This window comes from Mannheimia haemolytica (genome assembly GCF_004342115.1).
Classification (GTDB): Bacteria; Pseudomonadota; Gammaproteobacteria; order Enterobacterales; family Pasteurellaceae; genus Mannheimia; species Mannheimia haemolytica.
In genome coordinates, this window is record NZ_SMAC01000001.1 from 113,672 (window position 1) to 134,897 (window position 21,226).

23 protein-coding genes are annotated in these 21,226 nt (G+C 42.7%); 15 read left to right on the forward strand and 8 right to left on the reverse strand.

Translation table 11 applies throughout. The features are described from left to right. The first annotated feature begins 74 nt into the window (after nt 1–74). Genes napG through EDC41_RS00600 form a run of 4 tightly spaced genes read left to right on the forward strand, consistent with a single transcriptional unit; the run spans nt 75 to nt 2,951 of the window. Nucleotides 75–980 (forward strand): ferredoxin-type protein NapG, encoded by a 906-nt coding sequence (gene napG / locus EDC41_RS00585; protein ID WP_006251436.1) that lies wholly within the window; start codon nt 75–77, stop codon nt 978–980. Then, nucleotides 980–1,858: a quinol dehydrogenase ferredoxin subunit NapH gene (napH, locus tag EDC41_RS00590; RefSeq protein WP_006251435.1), complete on the forward strand. Its 879-nt coding sequence runs from the start codon at nt 980–982 to the stop codon at nt 1,856–1,858. The genes napG and napH overlap by 1 nt, the downstream gene beginning before the upstream one ends. A 45-nt stretch (nt 1,859–1,903) precedes the next feature. Further along, complete coding sequence (locus tag EDC41_RS00595; protein ID WP_006251434.1) at nt 1,904–2,332, forward strand: nitrate reductase cytochrome c-type subunit; 429 nt, start codon at nt 1,904–1,906, stop codon at nt 2,330–2,332. Nucleotides 2,333–2,342: 10 nt separating this feature from the next. Next, the gene (locus EDC41_RS00600) at nt 2,343–2,951 is read left to right on the forward strand and encodes a NapC/NirT family cytochrome c (protein WP_020831067.1); all 609 of its coding nucleotides are present in this window, start codon (nt 2,343–2,345) and stop codon (nt 2,949–2,951) included. A gap of 61 nt (nt 2,952–3,012) precedes the next feature. On the opposite strand, the gene cpdA is transcribed toward EDC41_RS00600, so the two are convergent. Further along, a complete protein-coding gene (cpdA, locus tag EDC41_RS00605) occupies nt 3,013–3,840 on the reverse strand; it encodes a 3',5'-cyclic-AMP phosphodiesterase (protein WP_032848930.1) in 828 nt (275 codons plus the stop codon). 304 nt (nt 3,841–4,144) lie between these two features. Here cpdA and EDC41_RS00610 point away from each other — a divergent pair, with 304 nt between their 5' ends. The 7 genes from EDC41_RS00610 to EDC41_RS00640 all read left to right on the forward strand — a co-directional run bounded on the left by EDC41_RS00610 (nt 4,145) and on the right by EDC41_RS00640 (nt 11,783). Next, nucleotides 4,145–4,279: a hypothetical protein gene (locus EDC41_RS00610; protein ID WP_006248694.1), complete on the forward strand. Its 135-nt coding sequence runs from the start codon at nt 4,145–4,147 to the stop codon at nt 4,277–4,279. Nucleotides 4,280–4,282: 3 nt separating this feature from the next. Continuing rightward, nucleotides 4,283–5,446: a pentaheme c-type cytochrome TorC gene (gene torC / locus EDC41_RS00615; RefSeq protein ID WP_006251431.1), complete on the forward strand. Its 1,164-nt coding sequence runs from the start codon at nt 4,283–4,285 to the stop codon at nt 5,444–5,446. A gap of 99 nt (nt 5,447–5,545) precedes the next feature. Beyond that, entirely contained in the window at nt 5,546–8,011 is a 2,466-nt protein-coding gene (gene torA / locus EDC41_RS00620) for a trimethylamine-N-oxide reductase TorA (RefSeq protein ID WP_006248692.1), read from the forward strand. Further along, nucleotides 8,011–8,601, forward strand: coding sequence for a molecular chaperone TorD (torD, locus tag EDC41_RS00625; protein ID WP_115262455.1), 591 nt, complete (start codon nt 8,011–8,013; stop codon nt 8,599–8,601). Before torA ends, torD begins: the two co-directional genes overlap by 1 nt. A gap of 139 nt (nt 8,602–8,740) precedes the next feature. Then, a complete protein-coding gene (locus EDC41_RS00630) occupies nt 8,741–9,430 on the forward strand; it encodes a CPBP family intramembrane glutamic endopeptidase (protein ID WP_006248690.1) in 690 nt (229 codons plus the stop codon). 157 nt (nt 9,431–9,587) lie between these two features. Then, nucleotides 9,588–10,340, forward strand: a complete 753-nt coding sequence (locus tag EDC41_RS00635; RefSeq protein WP_006251430.1) for a factor H binding protein domain-containing protein — start codon at nt 9,588–9,590, stop codon at nt 10,338–10,340. A gap of 48 nt (nt 10,341–10,388) precedes the next feature. Then, a complete protein-coding gene (locus EDC41_RS00640) occupies nt 10,389–11,783 on the forward strand; it encodes a surface lipoprotein assembly modifier (protein WP_006251429.1) in 1,395 nt (464 codons plus the stop codon). A 50-nt stretch (nt 11,784–11,833) separates the two neighbouring features. On the opposite strand, the gene nudF is transcribed toward EDC41_RS00640, so the two are convergent. The 4 genes from nudF to EDC41_RS00660 are packed head-to-tail and all read right to left on the reverse strand — an operon-like array spanning nt 11,834 to nt 14,048. Beyond that, the gene (nudF, locus tag EDC41_RS00645; protein ID WP_020831068.1) at nt 11,834–12,454 is read right to left on the reverse strand and encodes an ADP-ribose diphosphatase; all 621 of its coding nucleotides are present in this window, start codon (nt 12,452–12,454) and stop codon (nt 11,834–11,836) included. 8 nt (nt 12,455–12,462) lie between these two features. Next, nucleotides 12,463–12,882: a phosphate-starvation-inducible protein PsiE gene (psiE, locus tag EDC41_RS00650; protein ID WP_006250141.1), complete on the reverse strand. Its 420-nt coding sequence runs from the start codon at nt 12,880–12,882 to the stop codon at nt 12,463–12,465. A 9-nt stretch (nt 12,883–12,891) separates the two neighbouring features. Continuing rightward, nucleotides 12,892–13,614: a 4'-phosphopantetheinyl transferase family protein gene (locus tag EDC41_RS00655; RefSeq protein ID WP_006250140.1), complete on the reverse strand. Its 723-nt coding sequence runs from the start codon at nt 13,612–13,614 to the stop codon at nt 12,892–12,894. A gap of 5 nt (nt 13,615–13,619) precedes the next feature. Continuing rightward, the gene (locus EDC41_RS00660) at nt 13,620–14,048 is read right to left on the reverse strand and encodes an EamA family transporter (RefSeq protein WP_006251426.1); all 429 of its coding nucleotides are present in this window, start codon (nt 14,046–14,048) and stop codon (nt 13,620–13,622) included. 167 nt (nt 14,049–14,215) lie between these two features. Here EDC41_RS00660 and nhaA point away from each other — a divergent pair, with 167 nt between their 5' ends. Next, nucleotides 14,216–15,406 (forward strand): Na+/H+ antiporter NhaA, encoded by a 1,191-nt coding sequence (gene nhaA / locus EDC41_RS00665; RefSeq protein ID WP_006250335.1) that lies wholly within the window; start codon nt 14,216–14,218, stop codon nt 15,404–15,406. Nucleotides 15,407–15,482: 76 nt separating this feature from the next. Here the strand turns inward: nhaA and panF are convergent, their stop codons facing one another. Genes panF through metJ form a run of 3 tightly spaced genes read right to left on the reverse strand, consistent with a single transcriptional unit; the run spans nt 15,483 to nt 17,495 of the window. After that, complete coding sequence (gene panF / locus EDC41_RS00670; protein ID WP_006251425.1) at nt 15,483–16,907, reverse strand: sodium/pantothenate symporter; 1,425 nt, start codon at nt 16,905–16,907, stop codon at nt 15,483–15,485. Beyond that, entirely contained in the window at nt 16,900–17,130 is a 231-nt protein-coding gene (locus EDC41_RS00675; protein WP_006251424.1) for a YhdT family protein, read from the reverse strand. Before EDC41_RS00675 ends, panF begins: the two co-directional genes overlap by 8 nt. Before the next feature lie 47 nt (nt 17,131–17,177). Next, on the reverse strand, nt 17,178–17,495 hold the full coding sequence (gene metJ, locus EDC41_RS00680; RefSeq protein WP_006251423.1) for a met regulon transcriptional regulator MetJ: 318 nt from the start codon (nt 17,493–17,495) through the stop codon (nt 17,178–17,180). A 154-nt stretch (nt 17,496–17,649) separates the two neighbouring features. Between metJ and EDC41_RS00685 the strand changes: the two genes are divergently transcribed. The 3 genes from EDC41_RS00685 to EDC41_RS00695 all read left to right on the forward strand — a co-directional run bounded on the left by EDC41_RS00685 (nt 17,650) and on the right by EDC41_RS00695 (nt 21,214). Next, entirely contained in the window at nt 17,650–18,405 is a 756-nt protein-coding gene (locus EDC41_RS00685) for an MlaA family lipoprotein (protein ID WP_006251422.1), read from the forward strand. A 295-nt stretch (nt 18,406–18,700) separates the two neighbouring features. Further along, nucleotides 18,701–20,065 carry a UDP-N-acetylmuramate:L-alanyl-gamma-D-glutamyl-meso-diaminopimelate ligase gene (gene mpl, locus EDC41_RS00690; protein WP_115262454.1) on the forward strand — a complete coding sequence of 455 codons (1,365 nt, stop codon included), beginning with the start codon at nt 18,701–18,703 and terminating at the stop codon, nt 20,063–20,065. A gap of 159 nt (nt 20,066–20,224) precedes the next feature. Further along, nucleotides 20,225–21,214 carry a virulence RhuM family protein gene (locus tag EDC41_RS00695; RefSeq protein ID WP_006250453.1) on the forward strand — a complete coding sequence of 330 codons (990 nt, stop codon included), beginning with the start codon at nt 20,225–20,227 and terminating at the stop codon, nt 21,212–21,214. Nucleotides 21,215–21,226 lie beyond the last annotated feature (12 nt).

A 21,226-nucleotide genomic window follows, 5' to 3' on the forward strand; every position in this document is an offset into this window, starting at 1 on the left:
TATTTGCCCCAGACAAGCGGTCAAATTTGCAAATTTTTTTACAAAAACGACCGCTTACCTAAGAGGAACCCACAATGAAAATGGATCCAAATCGTCGCCAGTTTTTAAAAAATGCAACCCGTACCGCAGCTGGTGTTTGCGGTGTGGGAATCATTTTAGGGCTACAGCAACAACAAAGTTTTGCCCGCCAAGGGGTGGCGCTGCGTCCACCGGGTGCATTGCCAGAGCAAGATTTCCTGAGTGCTTGCACCCGTTGCGGACAATGTGTGCAGGCTTGTCCTTACGATATGTTGCATTTGGCATCGCTTATTTCACCAGTGGAAGCCGGCACGCCATACTTTATTGCACGGGATAAACCTTGCGAAATGTGCGTGGATATTCCCTGTATGAATGCTTGCCCAACCGGGGCATTAAGCGAAGAGCTAAAAGACATTGACGATGCACGAATGGGGCTTGCGGTGTTGCTCGACCACGAAACTTGTCTTAACTGGCAAGGCTTGCGTTGTGACGTGTGTTACCGTGTTTGTCCGTTAATCGACAAAGCGATTACTCTTGAGAAAGTGCATAACGACCGTACCTCGATTCACGCCAAACTGATTCCGACCGTGCATTCTGATGCTTGCACCGGTTGCGGTAAATGTGAACAGGCTTGCGTATTGGAAGAGGCAGCGATCAAAGTGTTACCGATGGATTTAGCCAAAGGCTTGCTCGGTCGTCACTATCGTTTAGGCTGGCAAGAGAAACAAAATGCCGGTAAATCGCTGATTGAAGATGTTCACCCAGAGGGTTTACGCCCAGCTTATGATGCCAGAATGCCGGAAGGCTTACACGAGCCGGTGTATCAGCATATGGAAGTAAAACCTGATGTGAAAGTGGCTACGCCAAGTCGGGCGACACAAAACTATGTGCCGAACTCTACGACGGTGGAAGCTCCGGAGCATTTCCCTGATTTAGACTTGAATCTCAAGGGGGTGAAATAATGGCAGCCAATTCTCCAAAAAATGCGGGCTTAGAGGCTCGTCAGAAACTAGGTTGGTGGCACGCTTACCGCTTTTTGATTTTAAGACGCTTAAGCCAACTCAGCATTATTTTGATGTTTTTAAGCGGCCCACTTTGGAATGTATGGATTTTAAAAGGAAACTACAGCGGTAGCTTATTACTAGATACCGTGCCGATGACAGACCCATTAATGACCGCTGAAGTGCTGGCAACCGGCTATCGCCCTGAATGGACGGTATTGGTTGGGGCGTTAATTATGGTGGCGTTTTACGGCATTGTCGGCAGCAAGCTGTTTTGTAGTTGGGTTTGCCCGATGAATATGGTAACAGATACTGCTGCTTGGTTAAGACGCAAACTCGGTATTCGCCAAACTGCTAAAATTCCACGCAATTTACGCTATGTGATTTTGGCAGTCATTTTAGTCGGTAGTGCAATTTCCGGCACGCTATTGTGGGAGTGGATCAACCCTGTTGCGGCTCTCGGTCGGGTGTTTGTATTCGGCTTAGGGGCAATGCTCTGGCTGGTTTTAGTGGTGTTCTTGTTTGACTTATTGGTAGCAGAGCACGGCTGGTGTGGTCATCTTTGCCCGATTGGTGCAACTTATGCCTTAATTGGGGCGAAAAGCCTGATTAAAGTCAAAGTCGTGGATCGTAACCGTTGTGATAATTGTATGGATTGTTACAACGTTTGCCCGGAACCCCAAGTGTTGCGTGTGCCGCTACACGGTAAACCGGAGGAAAGCACGATTATCTTATCTAAAGATTGCATTACCTGCGGACGTTGTATTGATGTTTGTGCCGAAAATGTGTTTGCCTTCGGAAGTCGTTTTCAAGGCAGTATTGATGTGAAAAATATTTAATTTTTATCTTTTTGAAAACAAGAATTTTAATGGAGTGAACCTCAAATGAGAAAATATCTCGCCTTAATTTTAGCTGTGATGTCCGGCTTTGCAATGGCGGAAGCCCCGAAGTTATCCGGCACTATTGATGAGACAACCGAAAGTGTTGCACCGGGATTTCATAACCCACAAAAAGATGTGGGCACGATTCCAACCACTTTCCCTTTCCAACCACCACTTGTTCCACATAGTATTCGTGGCTTACAAGTGAGCAAAAACGTAAACCATTGTTTAGGTTGCCACGCTATTGAACCATCTAAAACCACAGGTGCGACCCGTTTACCGCCAAGCCATTTTACCGACCGTGATGGCAAGGTGTACGAAAACGAATCTCCTCGTCGTTATTTCTGTTTGCAATGCCACGTGCAACAAACTGATGTAAACCCGATTATTCAAAATAAATTTGAATCTGTACGTGAATCTCAAGCTAAATAAGGAGTAAGTAATGTTGAGAAGATTTTGTAACTGGTTACGTAGCCCAAGCAAAATGGCAATTGGTGCTGTAATCCTTATTTCTGCATTAGGTGGTATTTTCGCTTGGAGTGGTTTTAATGCAGGGTTAGCAATGACAAATACTGAAGAGTTTTGTTCAGATTGCCATATGAACGATGTTGTGCCGGAATACCGTGCCTCTGCTCACTATTCAAACCGCAGCGGTGTGAAAGCGATTTGTTCAGATTGCCACGTACCGCACGAATTCTTTCCAAAATGGCAACGTAAAATCATAGCCGCAAAAGAAGTTTATGCACACTTTATCGGTAAAGTAGATACCAAAGAGAAATTTGAAGCTCATCGTGGCGAAATGGCAGAACGTGAATGGGCACGTATGAAAGCGAACGGCTCTCAAGAGTGCCGTAACTGTCATAATTTTGATGATATGGACTTCACTCAACAAAAAAACATTGCGCAGCAAATGCACGCATTGGCACAAGAGCAAGGTAAAACCTGTATTGACTGCCACAAAGGGATTGCACACAATCTCCCACATATGGAAGCGATCCAGAAAAACTTTATCCCTGATGATTTGCTGAAAAAAGCAGAAGAGAAGAAATAACTTAACGTGTTTCAATAGAAAACCCTCAATTTCCATTGAGGGTTTCTTTTTAGTAGCCAAGTTAGTAACCAATGGCATTGACATTTGGTAAAAAATCGTTGGAATTTAACCGCTTGACGACCGTTTCTATCGTGCCGTTTTCGTGCAATTCAATTTCACGCCAGCCTTGTGGTTGTAAGTCTAAGGTAAACTGGTCGCAATTCGGCTTAAATTGAATGCAAGTAGATGGGGTGGCATAAATCGGAATACCATGCCAAATATCATCAACCTGCTGATGAATATGACCATGCACAATCGCTTTTACATTCTTAAATTTTGCGAAAATCTCGGATAATTCATTGCTGTTTTTTAAGCTATGCTGATCCAGCCACGCTGAGTTTGTCGGCAAAATATTGTGGTGCAGAGCAACCAAGGTAAACCGTTGCGGATATTGTGCCAATTTTTCTTCTAACCATTTAAGCTGTGAGTAAGAGAGTTCGCCATAAGGCATACCTACCACCTGGGTATTTAGCATCAGAAGCTGCCATTGCTCACCGAGTAAAATTTGTTTATGGGGAAGGATATGTTTATATTGCGCCAAAATTTCTGACATACTCGGCTGAACATCGTGATTCCCCTCTAGCCACACTATCGGCGAGTTTAGCGAATTAGTTATCTGTGCAAAATAGTGATAACCAGCAATATTGTGATCTTGAATCAAATCACCTGTGGCAAGAACTAGATCAAAATATTGCTTCGCTTGTTTGTTTATTTGCTCAATAACTGCCGAAAAACTTTTTACTGTTTTGACATTAAGTAGAGTTTCCTCCGGATTGGAGAAAAGGTGAGGGTCAGTTATTTGTAATAACTTAATTACCCCTGTTACGGGTAACTTAATATATTCGTGCATTCGTTTTGCATCCATTCAAATTCTAGTAATTTTTAACTGGTGAGATTCTATCAGTAAGCTAAAAGTAAAAATGTGGACTATGCCGCATTTTTGAAAAAAAGTGAGATTAATCAAAAAAATTTATTATTTTCGATAGCTAATACAATGATAAGTATTGATTAATATTTTCATATTGTAATAGATGATTTTTATACTGTTTGGCTGTTTCTAGAACAACTTCTCTATATTTTTGATTGATATCAAGGCAAATTGTTTCTGAAGATAAAATAATTAACACTTATTAGTTAATAAAAAAGGAGTTGAAATGCGTTCAGAACTATTAAAAACGCTTTTGTTATCGGGGCTGATTTTACCGTTATTGATGGCATTTGCCGTAGGAGCTTACGGCTTTATTGTGTGGATGTTACAACTGTTTGTTATTGGTTTACCGGGAGCGTAGAAAATGTTAGGTTCAATCAAAGCATTATTTACTCGGCCTGCAACCAAAATCGGGTTGGGAGTGTTAGTTGGTATCGGTTTTATTGCCGGAGCAATTAGCTGGCATCAATTTAATAAAGCGATGGATCATACCAGCACTGAAGAGTTCTGTGTGAGTTGCCACTCAATGCAACAGCCGTTAGAGGAGCTTAAAAAAACCGCCCACTGGTCGAATAAAAGCGGGGTAACGGCAACCTGTTCAAGCTGCCACTTACCGCACGATTATACCGAAAAATATGCCCGCAAAGTGCAGGCAAGCCGTGAGGTGTGGGCAGAATTATCCGGCAAATATAAAGAAGAAGGCTCATTTGAAAAACACCGCTTAGAAATGGCAGAGCGTGAGTGGGCAAGATTTGCCGCCAATGGTTCAAAAGAGTGTAAGGCTTGCCACAGCTATGAGCGAATGAATTTTGATAAGATGTCGGAAGCCGCTCGTAAGGCAATGAAACCGGCAGCGGAGAAAGATCAAAGTTGTATGGATTGTCACAAAGGCATTGCTCACCACTTACCGAAAGCCGATGAAAATGCACTGAAATCGAAGTTTGATCAGTTTGTGAATAAATCCCCAAGCCAAGGCAAATCTTACTACACCAAAGGGAATGCGGAATTATTCCTAGACGAAGGGTTAAGCCAAACTATCGGGCAATTAGAAACCGCCGTGCCGGTGGCATTTGTGCAAGCAGGCAAAAATGCGGATTTGGTTGAGTTGACAATGTGGCGTAAAGAGAAAGGTTTCGGTCGCATTTGGTATCACGATTTCGGGAAAAACATTACCGATGCGGTTCTAACCAAAGAGTTTATGGCAAATCAGCCGAAATTTGAGGTGTTGGAAACCAAAGAAGATCCGATTACCGGCTTGAATTGGCAAAAAGTGAAACTACAAGCGTGGATTGGCAAAGCTCAATTATTAGACGATGTTACCCCAATCTGGGCGAATGCAGAAAACCAATACAAAACCCAATGTAGCACTTGCCACAGACAGCCTGATGTCGCCCACTTCGATTCCAACAGCTGGATCGGCTTATTCAACGGAATGGTCGGCTTTACCAATATGGATAAACAGACCGGCAAAGAGGTGCTACGTTATTTACAAATGCACGCCTCCGATAGTGAAGAAGCGAAGCATTAATAATATTACTCCCCTCTTTACTAAAGAGGGGAATTAATCGAGCGTTGAATAACATTCTCTGTACTAGCTCACGTTTTTACAAATAAAGAAGGACAAGATATGCAACAATCTCGCCGTCAATTTTTAAAAAATATGTCTGTGATGGCTGCCGCTGTCACAATGCCGAATTTCCTCGTGCCTCGCAATGTGTTTGCGAGTGAAGACCTCAGTCAATGGAAAGTTTCCGGCTCTCACTGGGGGGCAATGCGTGCCAAAATTGAGAACGGACGAGTGGCAGAAATCAAACCGTTCGAGTTTGATAAACACCCGACCGAAATGCTCAACGGCATTAAAGGCTTAATTTACAGCGATTCCCGTATCCGCTACCCGATGGTGCGTTTAGATTGGCTCAAAAACCGCCATAACAGCAACACCGCACAGCGTGGCGATAACCGCTTTGTGCGGGTAACGTGGGACGAAGCCCTCGACCTGTTCTACCAAGAGTTAGAACGGGTACAAAAAGAGTACGGCCCGTGGGCGTTACACACCGCCAATGTGGGCTGGCGTTCAACCGGTCAATTCCACAGTTGCGGTAACCATATGATCCGAGCGATTGCGATGCACGGTAACAGTGTCGGCACGGCAGGCGACTATTCTACCGGTGCAGGGCAGACCATTCTGCCGTATGTGCTGGGTTCAACCGAAGTCTATTCGCAGGGCACGTCTTGGGAAATCATCTTAAAAGAGAGCGAAAACATCATTTTCTGGGCAAGCGACCCGGTGAAGAACCTGCAAGTGGGTTGGAACTGCGAAACCCACGAAGCCTATGCCTACTTGGAAAAACTGAAAGAGAAAGTGGCAGCAAAAGGCGTGAATGTGATCTGTGTTGATCCGGTGAAAAGCAAAACCCAGAATTTCTTAGGTTGCGAACAGCAGTACATCAATCCACAAACCGATGTGCCGTTTATGTTGGCACTTGCCCACACGCTCTACACCGAGAACCTGTACGACAAAAAATTCTTGGATATGTACACGGTCGGCTTTGAAAAATTCCTGCCGTATCTGTTAGGCGAAACCGAAGACAAAGTGGCGAAAACCCCGGAATGGGCGGCTGAAATTTGTGGTATTTCCGCCGACAAAATCCGTGAATTTGCCCGAATGCTTGCCGGCAAACGCACCCAATTTATTTTCGGCTGGGCAATTCAACGCCAACAACACGGCGAACAACCGTACTGGATGGGAGCGGTGCTAGCCTCAATGTTAGGGCAAATCGGCTTGGAAGGCGGCGGCATCAGCTATGCTCACCATTACAGCTCTATCGGTATTCCTGAATCCGGTGCGGCAATGCCGGGGGCGTTCCCGCTCAATATTGATGAGGGGCAAACCCCGAAATACGACAACAAAGATTACAAAGGCTACAGCGACACCATTCCGGTGGCTCGTATGACCGACAGCTTGCTCCACGCCGGCGAAACCATTGATTACAACGGCAAAAAAGTGACTTACGCTCCGTTCAAAATGGCGATTTTCACCGGCTGTAACCAATGGCACCGCCATTCCGAGCGGAACAAAATGAAACAGGCGTTCCAAAAACTGGAAACCATTGTTTCGATCAACTACAGTTGGACGGCAACCTGCCGCTTCTCCGACATCGTGCTGCCGGCCTGTACCCCATTTGAACGCAACGATATTGACGCCTACGGCTCATACAGCAACCGTGGCGTGATTGCAATGCACAAGCTGGTTGATCCACTCTACGACTCTCGCTCCGACTTTGAGATTTTCCGAGATCTCTGCCGCCGTTTCGGTAAAGAGAAAGAGTACAGCCGTGGAATGGACGAAATGCAGTGGGTAGAAAAACTCTACAAAGATTGTCGCCGTGAAAACAGAGGTAAATTTGAAATGCCGGAGTTTGCTGAATTTTGGCAAAAAGGCTATGTGCTGTTCCCAGAGGGCAAACCTTGGGTTCGCCACGCCGATTTCCGTGAAGATCCGGAATTGCACGCACTTGGCACACCGTCCGGCTTTATCGAAATTTACAGCAACAAAATCGCCTCTTTCGGCTATGACGATTGCAAAGGTCACCCAATGTGGTTTGAGAAAGCCGAACGTTCACACGGCGGTAAAAATTCCGACAAATTCCCGTACTGGTTGCAATCAGTTCACCCGGACAAACGCTTACACTCTCAACTTTGTGAATCGAAAGAACTGCGTGAAACTTACAGCGTGCAAGGGCGTGAACCGCTTTACATTAACCCACAAGATGCCGCCAAACACGGCATTCAAGACGGAGATTTAGTGCGAGTGTTTAACGACCGTGGGCAAGCGATTGTGGGGGCGGTGCTTTCCGACAACTTCCCGACCGGCGTAGTGCGTTTACAAGAAGGGGCTTGGTATTCACCCCTTGACGAAAGCGTGGGGGCGATTGACACCTATGGCGACCCGAACACAATGACCCTCGACATCGGCACGTCCAAGTTGGCACAAGCGGTTTCCGCCAACACTTGCTTGGTGAACATCGAGAAATTTATCGGCAATGCCCCGGCTCCGAATGGCTTTAACGGTGCGATTGAGGTAACGGCTTAATGACGTTGGCAATCAGTCGTGAAGAACGGCAATTTATCTATGGCTGGTTTAACGCAATGCTCGCCCGAGAACTTTCGGACGAGCAGTTAAATGCCTTACAAGCGGGCGAATTTGACGATTTTTTTGCATACCTCAGCGAATTGGGTTTTGCCGAACAGGTTGCAAAATTTCAAGCAGAAGTGACCGCTTGTAGGCAGCTGGAATTTCCTCGTCTAGAACTGGCGGCTGACTTTGCCCAACTGTTTTTATTGGAAGGCAATCTCAGTGCCATTCCTTACGCCTCCGCCTATTTAAGCGGCGAAGCGTTAGCGAAAAATTTGGCGGAAATGGACAGACTGCTGGGCGAATTTGGGCTGCAAGTTAATCGAGAAACCAAAGAGCCGAGCGATCACCTTTGCGTTTATCTCACCCTTTTTGACCGCTTGCTTGTTGAAAAACCGTTGGAAACGCAACAGCAATTTCTGCAAAACCAACTGATGAGCTGGCTCCCTGCGTGGTTCGCCAAAGCCAAAACCGTCAAAACTAACACCGGCGTTTATCCGGCGTTGCTAAGGTTGTTTGAACAGGTGTTGCTGAAGGAACAAAGATAAAGTTATTTATTTGAGAATGATTTGTATTGAGCGAATTGAGAAAGGAAGTTAAAATTTCAACTTCCTTTTTTATTGGCTGGATTTATCCACATTATTACAAGCGGTTATTTTTATAAAAAAATTTACAAAGGAGACATTAATGCAAAATAATAAAACCACCTACCTAAATTGGTACGATTTATGCGTGCTAACCCTGATCCTGTTTGGTGAGGCAATTTATACCTCAACCCAGCAATATTTCATCACCACCGAAATGCAAGGTAATTTTGAAGAAAATTTAACCTTTTCAAATGAACAAAATTATTGGGCATTACTGACGCAACTTGCATTGTTGCTGATTGCAATGGGCTATCTAAAATGGCGGAATTTTGATTTCAGCCGTTGGGTGATTCGTCCCTCTTGGCTGGCTTTTTTTAGCGGTATCGGGTTGTTTATCTTGCTCTCGTTAGCGATGGATCTCTATTTTGAAACATTATATGGTGTTTACAACCTAGTGTATCCGGAGCCATTTTGGGCAGTATTGAGAGAAGTGAATATTTCTACCGTGCTGTATGCGATTTTAAACGGCTTTTATGAAGAAATCTTTTTCCTCGGTATTTGCTTGGCGGTTAAACCTGAATATTTAAAATGGGCGGTGATTTATTCACTGATTATTCGGGTGAGTTTTCATACCTATCAAGGAATGGAAAGTGCGTTAGGATTAGGAATTTGGCTCGGTTTAATTATTTATTTGCTCTACTCACGCTCAAAGCAGAAAAACCTATTTCCATTTTGGGTGGCACACAGTATTGCGGATATTTTGGGGCTGAGTTTGTTGGCTTATTTTTAGTTAAAGGTGCTACATTTAAGCGGCATAAGTTGATAGAGCTGATCGTACCAGTAGCATAAAAACATTATTATTTGTATGGAAAGGTGCTTTTAGGTTACAATATAACCGATAGTTATTGGTTATAACTAAAAATTATTTTTAATTTAACGGAGCAAATATGAAGAGTATCAAAAAATTAACCCTAGCCACTTTGATTTTAGTGGGTTTAACTGCTTGTGGTAGCGGTGGTTCAGGTAGCAGTTCTAATAATGCTAAATCGAAACCACAAGTTGAGTTAAAAAAAACTGAAGAGGATAAAAAGGCTGAAGAAGCAAAAAAAATTGCAGAGGCAAAAGGAATTGGCAATAAAGAATATAAAGATGGATTAAATGAGTTAGAAGAAAAAAATGAAACAGGTAAAAACGGAGAAGAGATTCGAACCCATGGTTATCTCTATAACAGCCATTATTCCGTTGTAACTGCCAAAATGAAACAAACTTTACAGGAAAATGGTCGTCAAATGGAACCTACGGTTGAAGTGAAAGGGCTTAAAACTGAGAATTTACCGACAGAGGGCAAAGCAACATATAAAGGAGAAGCCTTTGATTCTCACGGTAATAACAGCAATTCAGTAGTAGGTGGAGAATTAATCTATAATGTTGATTTCTCTAGTCGTACCGGATCAGGTCTAGTTAAAAATGTACAGGGCGGTTCTATCGAGTTAGCACAAGGCGAAATAAAAAATGATAGTATTATAGCTTCTGCTCACCAAAAGTATAATGATCAGGCTGTTGGAAATGGTAGTTACAATATCCAATTCTTTGGTCCAAATGCAGAAGAAATTGGAGGGAAAATTGAGCTTAATGGTGAGGGCGAAGGCTCAATGAAGCAGATGTTAGGTATTGCAGGAACCCGAGAAGAACAAAAATAACATTTAATACCCAATGCCGTTTAATCTTAAACGGCATTCTTTTTTACTATGTATAAAAAACATTTTCTATTTTTACTTGTTTCGCCTTTAGTAATGGCGGAAACGGTTGAGTTTCAGCAAGATCCCAAAGAGTTTGATGGGCAGCGACAAGCGGTTAAATTTGAGCAAGAAATTGCAAAAAAGGATTTAAAATTAACCGCTTACTTGGAGGAAGATAATTCCCTTAAAGGTATTGAACAGCACATTAACCAAGCGATTCTTAGACAAGATTGGGCGAAGCTGGAAAGGCTGCTTGGCGATTATGCAAAGCAAGAGCAATTTGATCCGCTACTTTTAGACTATGCTTTGGCGGCATTGGCTTATGCTAAAAAAGATTATCGCTCTGCGGCGTTTTATTATCAGCAGTTGCTGAAAAAACAGCCTGATTTAACCTACCCTCGTTTTGATTTGGCTCTGATTTTAAAAGAGGATTATCGCTACAGGGAAGCAGAGCAAGAATTTAAGCAACTCAAAACCGATGATTTACGCAATGCGGTGAACAGTGCGTTGGCTCAAATAGAGGAGGAAGAGAGCTGGAAGCCGGATTTTTATTTGCAATATACTCAAACCAACAATGTGAATAATGCTTCTTCGTCGCCAACGGTAAATGTAAACGGGCGGATTTTTATTAAAGAATCAGACAGCTTGCCGCAGTCGGCAAAAGGCGTAAGATATGGCGTTGGCTTGAGTAAAATGCGAAATATCGGCGGTAATCATTTTGTGGGAGTCGATCTTGGCTATAACGGCGTTTATTACTGGAATAACCACGATTATAGCGAACAGTCGGTCTCACTAACACCAAAATATAGCTACAGAACGGCAACTTATCGTATCGGGGTTTCGCCCTTTATTGAGCAGAATTGGCTGGGTAGCTCACGGTATAACTATCAATTTGGTAGCAGTATCAATGCTGTTAAACTTTTTGAACGAGGGCTGATTTCCGGCTCATTCAGCCATCTGCAAAAACGTTATAGTGAACAGCATATTGCCGACCGTTACAATGGTTATCGCAACCAACTCACGCTAGGTACGCAATGGCAAGCGGTCAAAAATTGGCGATTTTTTGCAAATCTTAACGCTAGCCGTGAAATTACCCGTGAGAAAGCTCAATCTTCCAATAAGTGGCTGGCGACCATTGGCGTAATTTACCAAACCCCAAGCTGGGCAAGTTCGGTAAGTGTCGGATATGGCAAGCGTTATTTTGCTGATAAACATTATCTGTTTGGCTATAAACGCCAAGATAAGGAATATCAAGCGAATGTGGCGGTGTGGAATCGAAGTTGGCACTGGCATGGGATTGTGCCGAAATTAAATTTCCGCTATCAAAAAATCGACAGCAATATTGCCGATTTCTACTCCCGTAGCAATAAAGAAGTCTTTATGACGTTAGAGAAACTATTTTAAGGCTGTGTATGAATGTCGGGGAGAAAAATTTTCGCCCCATCAATATTAACTTAATTGAATTTTTGGTAATTTAACTGCAACCATTGTAGCCCAATTACCGCAATTACATTATCAATTGTGCCGTCTTCCACCCATTGATATGCCTGTTCACGGCTAACCACATGCACTAAAATATCTTCGTTTTCTTCTTCCAATAAGCCGTGAACCTCGCCGGATTTCACTTTGGTGTTGTCAATCAAGCCGAGAAACAGGTGCAGGCGTTCCAGTTGTCCACCGGGGCTGTCCCATACGCTTAAGGCGTGTTGCACTTGTGTTACTTCCAAGCCGGCTTCTTCTTTGGCTTCACGCATTGCAACTTCTGCCGGCTCTTCGTTGCCTTTATCTACCATACCGGCAACCAATTCCAGCAACCAAGGCGATTTCTTCTGCCCTGCATCGTAAGCACCGATACGCACTTGCTCAATTAGCACTACCTTGTCTAAGATAGGATCGTAAGCAATTAAAGCTGCCGCTTCGCCTTTAATTAAGAGTTCACGCACCACTTCACCGCTCATTTCACCGGAAAACAGTTTGTGGCGGAAAGTGATTTTTTGTAGCTCAAAATGCCCTTTATAGACGGTTTCTCGGTTTAGAATCTGTAAATCATTGTGCTGATATTGGGTTAGCTTCATATTAGTTCCTAGCTTTTATGTAAACGATCGGTGTGTACAATATATAATGCTATAATCATCACCAAAATAGAGAGTGCGAATAATAGTGTATGCAACGCATTAGAATGATCGACAATAATCAATCTTACCATGGCAGTAATCCCGATATAGAGGAAATAGCGTAACGGAAAGTGATAATTCGATTTGAAATATTTCACAATCAACGCAAGAAACTCAAAATAGAGGAAGAAAATCACAATTTTTTCCACAATTTGGAATTTTTCACTGTCGCTAAAAGAGAGTTCATAGAGTGAATAGGCTTCAGCAAACAGCGAGTAAGAAAGCAATGCTCCTGTTACTAGCAAGGCAATATTCATAATCCACTGAAAGGTTTCGGAAGCAATTTTGCCAAAACTGGAATGGTGTTCTTCTAAAGATTTTTTAGGCATTCGTTATCCTTAATTAACATCATAAACAAGTGATTGGCACTTTATAGGCTGAAACTGCCCGTTTTGCCAATGGTATAGCAAAGGTTCAGATAATAGCATATTTTGAGGTTGTTGATAGAAGTAGCTTAAATAGAACGGCAGTTCGCTCACAAAATGCAGCTTGCCTTTCGGACAATGGGCGGAAAAGATCTGTTTTTCTAACGGTAAATGTTTTACTTCGGACAGTTTCACAATCCCCACCCCTTGCGATTTCAATATCGCCTCTCGCAAGCACCAGCTCAAATAAAAGCGTTCGGCGAGGTTGCTTAGAATGGGGGAGTGGTTGGCTAATAAAACATTTTGTTCTTCAGCGTTTCCGTAATGGCAGATTAAATCGTGGTAACGTCTGATTTTTTGTGGGTGTTCAATATCAATGCCGACCGCTAATTTTGCAAAAGAATACGAAAAAATGACCGCTATCCATTCCCCTGAATGGCTGATGTTAAAGTCAATTTGCTCAGAATCGACAAAAGTGCGACCGCTTGGGGAGCGTTGCATATCAGCTAATAAATCTAAATCCAGATGGTGTTTTTTAAACAATTCCGTCAGCAGAAAAAAGGCGACTCGGCGGCTTTGCCATTTTTGCACCTGTTTTTCAGTTAAACCGCCGGGCATTTCAGGGTAGGAGAAATCACTCGGCAGAGGTGCTTTCCGATGAATAAACGCAATTTCAATATTTGCAAAATTTTGCATAAAAATCACCGCTTGAAGGCAAGTAACAGTACGCCACCAGCAACTAAGCCAATGCCAAGCCAATCTTGTCCGCTTGGGCGTTCGCCTAAGAAAATTACTGCAAAAAGGGTAACTAACACCAAGCTGAATTTATCGATTGGAGCGACTTGGGAAGCATTACCCATTTGCAATGCTTTGAAATACGCCGACCAAGACAATCCTGTTGCCAAGCCGGATAAGATTAAAAACAGCCAGTTTTTGCTGCTCAAGCTATCTAACGGCTGCCATTTTCCGCTGTAAGTGAGAAAGGCAATAAGTGCAATAATAATAACTACCGTGCGAATAAAAGTGGCGAAATCAGAATCTACGCCTTGTAAGCCAACTTTGGCAAAAATGGCGGTTAATGCTGCAAAAAGTGCAGAGGCTAATGCCCAATAGAGCCAATCGTGTGTCATAACAAAATTTTAATATTTTAGGTTAATTTCTAATCATATGGAGCAATAAAATGCGAGTTAGTTCTAGTTTATCAAATTTTCTATTTGATCTTCGCAAAATTTTTGGTAAAAGATGGAATGTATAGAAATGAAAATACAATAAACAAATATTAATAGGAGAAAGTTAAGTGGAAAAATTAAAAGAATTTTTAAAATCTGAAGCCTCAGGAGGCGTATTGCTTCTGGTTTTTGCTTTTGCAGCAATTGTGTGCGCCAACACCTCCTTAAGTGATTTCTATTTTGAGTTTTTACAAACGATTGTTAGTGTACAGTTTGGTGAATTTGCCTTGAATAAACCGCTATTACTCTGGGTTAACGATGGCTTAATGGCAGTGTTTTTTACGTTGGTGGGGCTGGAAGTAAAAAAAGAGTTGTTTGAAGGTTCGCTTTCAAGTTATAAGAAAGCCATTTTTCCTGCGATAGCAGCAGTAGGTGGTATGATTGTTCCAGCGATTATTTATTGGGCGATTAATCAAAACCACCCTGAATATCATAATGGTTGGGCAATTCCAATGGCAACTGATATTGCCTTTGCGGTGGGCATTGTGGCGTTATTAGGCACTCGTGTGCCATTGGCTTTAAAGGCATTTTTGTTGGCATTAGCGATTATTGATGATCTAGGAGCGATTGTGGTAATCGCCATTTTCTATTCGCAAGAAATCAGTGTGCAAGCCTTAACTATTGCCGCGATTGCGATTATCGGCTTAGTGCTACTTAACCGCTTTAAAGTGACCTCACTCTGTGCTTATTTGGTAGTAGGCTTAGTGCTATGGACTTCCGTTTTAAAATCAGGGGTTCACGCTACCCTTGCCGGCGTGATCATCGGCTTCTGCGTACCGCTGAAAGGTAAACATGGGGAACGACCGGCAGAGGAGCTAGAACATATTCTTGCCCCTTGGTGTGCTTATATGATTTTACCGATCTTCGCCTTCGCTAATGCCGGCGTTTACTTATTAGAAATGGGAATGGAGCAACTCTCATCACCATTGCCGTTAGGTATTGCGCTCGGCTTAATTATCGGCAAAACCTTAGGTGTATTCGGTTTTAGTTATTTAGCAGTATTATTCCGCCTTGCCAGCCTGCCGCAAGGGGTTAATTTTAAGCAAATTTTTGCCATTGCGGTGCTATGCGGTATCGGTTTTACAATGTCGATGTTCTTAGCAAGTCTTGCCTTTGATGTAAGTGAGGCTGGGGAAAGTATTACCGCTCTAGCTCGATTAGGTATTTTACTCGGCTCTGCGGTTTCAGCGATTTTAGGTTATACGTTACTTAGAATGGCGACTAAGCAGAATAATCCAGAAAATAATGCCACTTATTAACTACAAGCGGTTGAATTGAGCGGAAATTTTGCAAAATAGGCATAGTGAACTTCCATACCACTATGCCTATTTTATTTTACACCTTAGGAGCAAATCGGTTGCCGATTAAGAAAGCAATCAAACCAATTAGCAGTGAAGGCACAATGGCGTGGAAGCTAAAAATAGCAATCTTAAAGGTAGTCATTAATACATAACAACTTAAGCCTGCCAGCATTGAGTAAATAGCACCGGTGGCATTTGCCTTTTCCCAATACAACCCTAGTACAATTACCCATAGGAAAGTCGCTTCTAAACCACCTAAAGAGAGTAGGTTCAGCCAAATTAACATCTCAGGCGGGGTTAGGGCGGCAAACACGAGTAATACCGTAAAAGTAAGAGTAGTAATAGTGGAGAACAATTTGATTTTTTTCTCGTTATTAATGGCATTCGGCTTAATTGCCAGATAGAGATCTTTAATTAAGGTTGAAGACGACTGAATCAACATTGAGTCAATCGAAGACATAATCGCTGCCATTGGGGCGGCAAGGAAAATACCGGCAACCACCGGTGGTAGCACTTGTACCATTAGTGTTGGAATGACTTGATCCGGCACTTTGAGATCAGGCACAACCGCTCTGCCTAATACGCCTGAAAGGTGCATTCCAAACATTAGAATTGCAATGACTACCGTGCCGATAATCATTGCTCGGTGCAAGGCTTGGCTGTTTTTGCATGCCATACTTCTGACCGCAATATGCGGTAAGCCGATTAAACCAAAGCAAACCAATACCCAAAATGAAGTCATAAAGGTGAAATCAAGCGGGCGTTCGTCAATGCCGTAAGGGGTGGTAAGTTGTGGGTTAATGGCTTCAAGGGTGTGCATTGCATTTTCCACTCCGCCTGCGGCATAAATCACACCAGCGAGTAAAATGCTTGTGCCGACTATCATTACTAAACCTTGAATAGTATCGGTTAGCACCACCGCTCTAAAACCGCCGATAAAGGTATAAAGCCCGACTGTGATGGCAAAAATCATTACCGCTGTTTGGTAAGGGATTCCGAGTGTGGTTTCAAGTAAGCGACCGGCACCGATAAATTGCACCGTCATCATCGCAAAAAACGAAAGTAATAAGGCTAGTCCTGCAATCCAAACCACAAATTTGTTTTGGTAACGGGCTAATAACATATCGTTAATGGTGACACTATTATGCTTGCGGGCAAGTAAGGCAAATTTTTTGCCTAATGCTCCAAGAGAGAGTAGCACTGCGGGCACTTGAATCATTGCCAGTAACACCCAGCCTAAACCGTATTTATAGGCAGCACCCGGCCCACCGATAAAGGAACTTGCCCCCACATAAGTGGCGGCGGTTGTCATTGCTAACACAAAGCCCGACATTGAACGCCCACCGATATAGTATTCCGAAATAAAGCTTCCGCCTTGGCGTTTACGGTAAGCATAAAACGCTACGCCAAACACAAAAATTAAATAAGCAATCAGGGGTAAAATCATTTCACTATTCATTATTCACCTCAAGATCGATATTTTTATACACTTTTTTGACGACAATGGTGGCAACTAAGCTAAATAGTACGGGTAAGAAAATGCAAGAAAGTTCAAACCAAATCGGAAAGCCGAAAATGCCTCTGCCTTGCGGTGAAAAGTAAGCAAAACCTACCCAGCCGAGCAGATAAATCAGCGTAAGCAACACAGCCCAACGTGCTTCTGTTGTTAATTGTTGATACATAAAGTCTCCTTAAAACATAAAAAGAACCTCGCAGTTGCAAGGTGTGTCTAATATTGCCATTCGTCCGGGTCTATTCCCAGCTCACACATTTTTTGTTTTGCCGCTTCAGGGATTTCATCTGCCCTGTCTTTCATCAAGTCTTCATCATTCGGCAAAGGCTGACCGGTAAAGGCGTGCAAAAAAGCCTCGCACAATAATTCGCTGTTGGTTGCGTGACGAAGATTTTTGATTTGGCGACGGGTTCGCTCATTAGTTAAAATTTCCAATACTTTAATTGGAATGGATACCGTCACTTTTTTGACTTGTTCACTTTTTTTGCCGTGTTCGGCATAAGGGCTAATATATTCGCCGTTCCAGTCTGCCATTTGTTTGCTCCTTAAATGTTGCCTGTATTGTAATCAAAAGCGAACTATATCTCAATCTAGACGTCTAGATTTCTAGAGGCAAAACGGCTTTTTGTTTTGTATTTTTTATCAACTTCGCTACAATGGACAAATTTCTCTGCAAAAGGTTCAATTTATGAAACTCAAGTCGTTCAAACCGATGTTTATGCTACTCAGTGTGGCATTTTTAACCGCTTGTTCATCAAGCATTAACCCAGAAACCGGCGTGCGAGACGACCCACTTGAGGGGTTTAACCGTGCGATGTGGAAAGTCAATTACGACTATTTAGACCCTTATGTGTTAAAACCGGTAGCTAAAGGTTGGAAAGAGTATGTACCAAGCCCGGTTAAAACAGGCTTAATTAATGTTGCTAATAACCTTGATGAGCCGGTGAGCTTTGTAAACCGCTTAATTGAAGGAGAAGGTAAAAAAGCGATGGTTCACTTCAACCGCTTCTGGATCAACACTGTGTTTGGTTTAGGTGGGTTAATTGACTGGGCGAGTTTAGATGAGGGGTTACGTTTAAATAACGGACAACGTGGTTTAGGTGAGAGTTTAGGCGCTCACGGCGTGCCTTCCGGCTCCTATATTATGATGCCGGCTTATGGAGCAACCACACCTCGTCAAGGTATTGGTAGTGCGGTGGAAACCGGTTATTCGGTGCTGACTTATGTTGGGTCACCTTGGTCTATCGCTAAATTTGTGGTACAAGGGGTAGATACCCGTTCTAAATTATTAGAACAAGATGCGTTGTTAGAGCAAGCTCAAGACCCTTATGTTACCTTCCGTGAAGCTTATTTCCAAAACCTTGAATTTAAAGTGAAAGATGGCAATGTTGAGCAAAGCCAACAAGAGCAGCTTTCGGAAGAAGAGTTGAAGAATATTGATTAATTGATGTGAACGAGGGATGGTACGCCTCATCTAAAGCGCACCTCTCCCCTTGTGGGACAAATGTTTACATTTGAACGTTGGCTTTGCCAACGGCTCCACAGGAGCGAGCGTAGCGAGTATTGAGACCGAAAAATATTTCGTTCAGAAATATTTTTCAGAGAGAGGGAGCTTACAATATTAAGCCTAAAAATGACCGCTTACCCCTCTCCCTGATTTTTTCTTCTGCACGAAGAAAAAATCTATCCCTCTCCCACAAGGGGAGAGGGGATGATTCTAACATTTTAAATATAAAAAGATGAAAAAACATATCCATATTTTAGGCATTTGCGGCACCTTTATGGGCGGTGTGGCAATGATTGCCCGTGAGCTTGGCTATAAAGTGACCGGCTCAGACACTAATGTTTACCCACCGATGAGTACCTTTTTAGCTGCTCACGGTATTGAAATTATCCCGAATTACGATGTTGCTCAACTGCAACCGGCTCCTGATTTAGTGGTGATTGGTAATGCGATGAGCCGTGGTAATCCGTGCGTGGAATATGTGTTGGACAACCAACTCAATTACACCTCCGGCCCGCAATGGTTGCACGATCATTTGCTTAAAGACAAATGGGTGCTGGCGGTTTCCGGCACGCACGGCAAAACTACCACAACAGGAATGTTAGCGTGGATTTTAGACCAAAATGGGATTGATACCGGCTTTTTAATTGGCGGTGTTGCCGGTAATTTCGGCATTTCGGCTCGTGCCGGTAACAGTCCATTCTTCGTGATTGAGGCGGACGAGTACGATTCTGCGTTCTTTGATAAGCGTTCTAAATTTGTGCATTACACCCCGAAAACGCTGATTATCAATAATATGGAATTTGACCACGCCGATATTTTTGATGATTTAAAAGCGATTCAACGCCAGTTCCACCACCTTGTTCGCACGATGCCACAAAGTGGCTGTATTTTGTCGGCAATCGCTGATCAAAACGTGCAAGATACACTAAAAATGGGCAGTTACAGCCAGCTTCAATTTATTGGCGAACAGAACGAATGGTTTGCTAAACCGTTAAATGCCGATTGCTCACAGTTTGAGGTGTTTCACTTAGGCGTTAAACAAGGCGAGGTGCATTGGTCGATTATCGGCAAGCACAATATGCATAATGCTCTGATGGCGATTGCCACCGCTCATCACGCAGGGGTTGAAGTGCAAGGGGCTTGCGAGGCATTAGGCAAGTTTGTGAATGCTAACCGCCGTTTGGAAGTGAAAGGCGAGGTAAACGGCATTACCGTTTATGATGATTTCGCTCACCACCCAACTGCGATAGAAGCGACCATTGATGCTCTGCGTGGTAAAGTCGGCAAAAATCAACGCATTTTGGCAGTGTTAGAGCCTCGTTCAAATACAATGAAAATGGGTGTCCATAAAGATGAAATAGCCCCAAGCCTACACGATGCCGAAGCAGTGTTTGTTTACCAGCCTGATATTATTGCGTGGAGTGTGAGCGAGATTACCAATGTGTTATCGCAACCGGCGTATTGGTCGGCAAATATTGATGATTTAGTCGATCTAGTCGTCAAAGAAGCCAAACCCACCGAGCACATCTTAGTGATGAGCAACGGAGCCTTTGGCGGTATTCATCAAAAACTACTTGCCAAATTAGCTGATAAGTAACCTTTACAAGCGGTAAATTTTTTACAAAATTTTACCGCTTGTTTGTATAACTCTCTATTTTTGTGATCTGCATCGAAAAATTCAAAATCAATTCTGGATATTTATACATGTTTTATTGAAAATAGCGACTAATATCTCTACCAATAAACAGAATAAAATATGAACGATTTAATTATTTATAATACGGAAGACGGCAAAAGCAATGTAGCCTTGTTAGTGGTTGAAAATGAAGCTTGGCTGACACAAAATCAACTTGCAGAACTTTTTGACACCTCTGTGCAAAATATATCCGAACACATTAAAAATATCTTAAAAGACAAAGAGTTAGATGAGAATTCAGTTATCAAGGATTACTTGATAACTGCTCAAGATGGCAAGAATTATCAAGTAAAACATTATTCACTTGAAATGATTCTGGCGATAGGGTTTCGAGTTCGTAGCCCAAGAGCAGTACAGTTTAGAAAATGGGCAAACAGCACATTACGCACTTATCTCGAAAAAGGTTTTTTAATTGATAGCGAGCGTTTGAAAAATCCGCAGGGTCGTTTAGATTATTTCGATGAATTACTTGAACAGATTCGTGAGATTCGGGCAAGTGAATTGCGTTTCTATCAAAAAGTACGAGAGCTTTTCAAACTCTCTAGCGATTACGACAAAACAGATAAAAATACGCAAATGTTTTTTGCAGAAACGCAAAATAAGCTCATTTATGCAATAACCAAACACACTGCCGCTGAGTTGATTTGTCAACGTGCTGATGCGACTAAGATGAATATGGGATTAACTAGCTGGAAAGGAAAAGTCGTGCGTAAAGGCGATATTGTGATTGCGAAAAACTATTTAGATAATAATGAGCTGGATTCTTTAAATCGCTTGGTAATGATCTTTCTTGAAAGTGCCGAATTACGTGTGAAGAACAACCAAGATCTTACGTTAGGTTTCTGGCGAAGAAATGTAGATATGTTGATTGAGTTTAACGGCTTTTCTGTATTAGGAAATGGTGGAACAATCACGCATAAACAAATGGAAAGCTTTGTCAGAGAGCAATACGAAAAATTTGATATTCAGCGTAAATGTTTAAAACAGAAAGAGGCAGATTGGGAAGATTTGCAGGCATTGGAAAAGTTAGAAAGTGAGCTAACACGGTAGTTAAACGCAAGC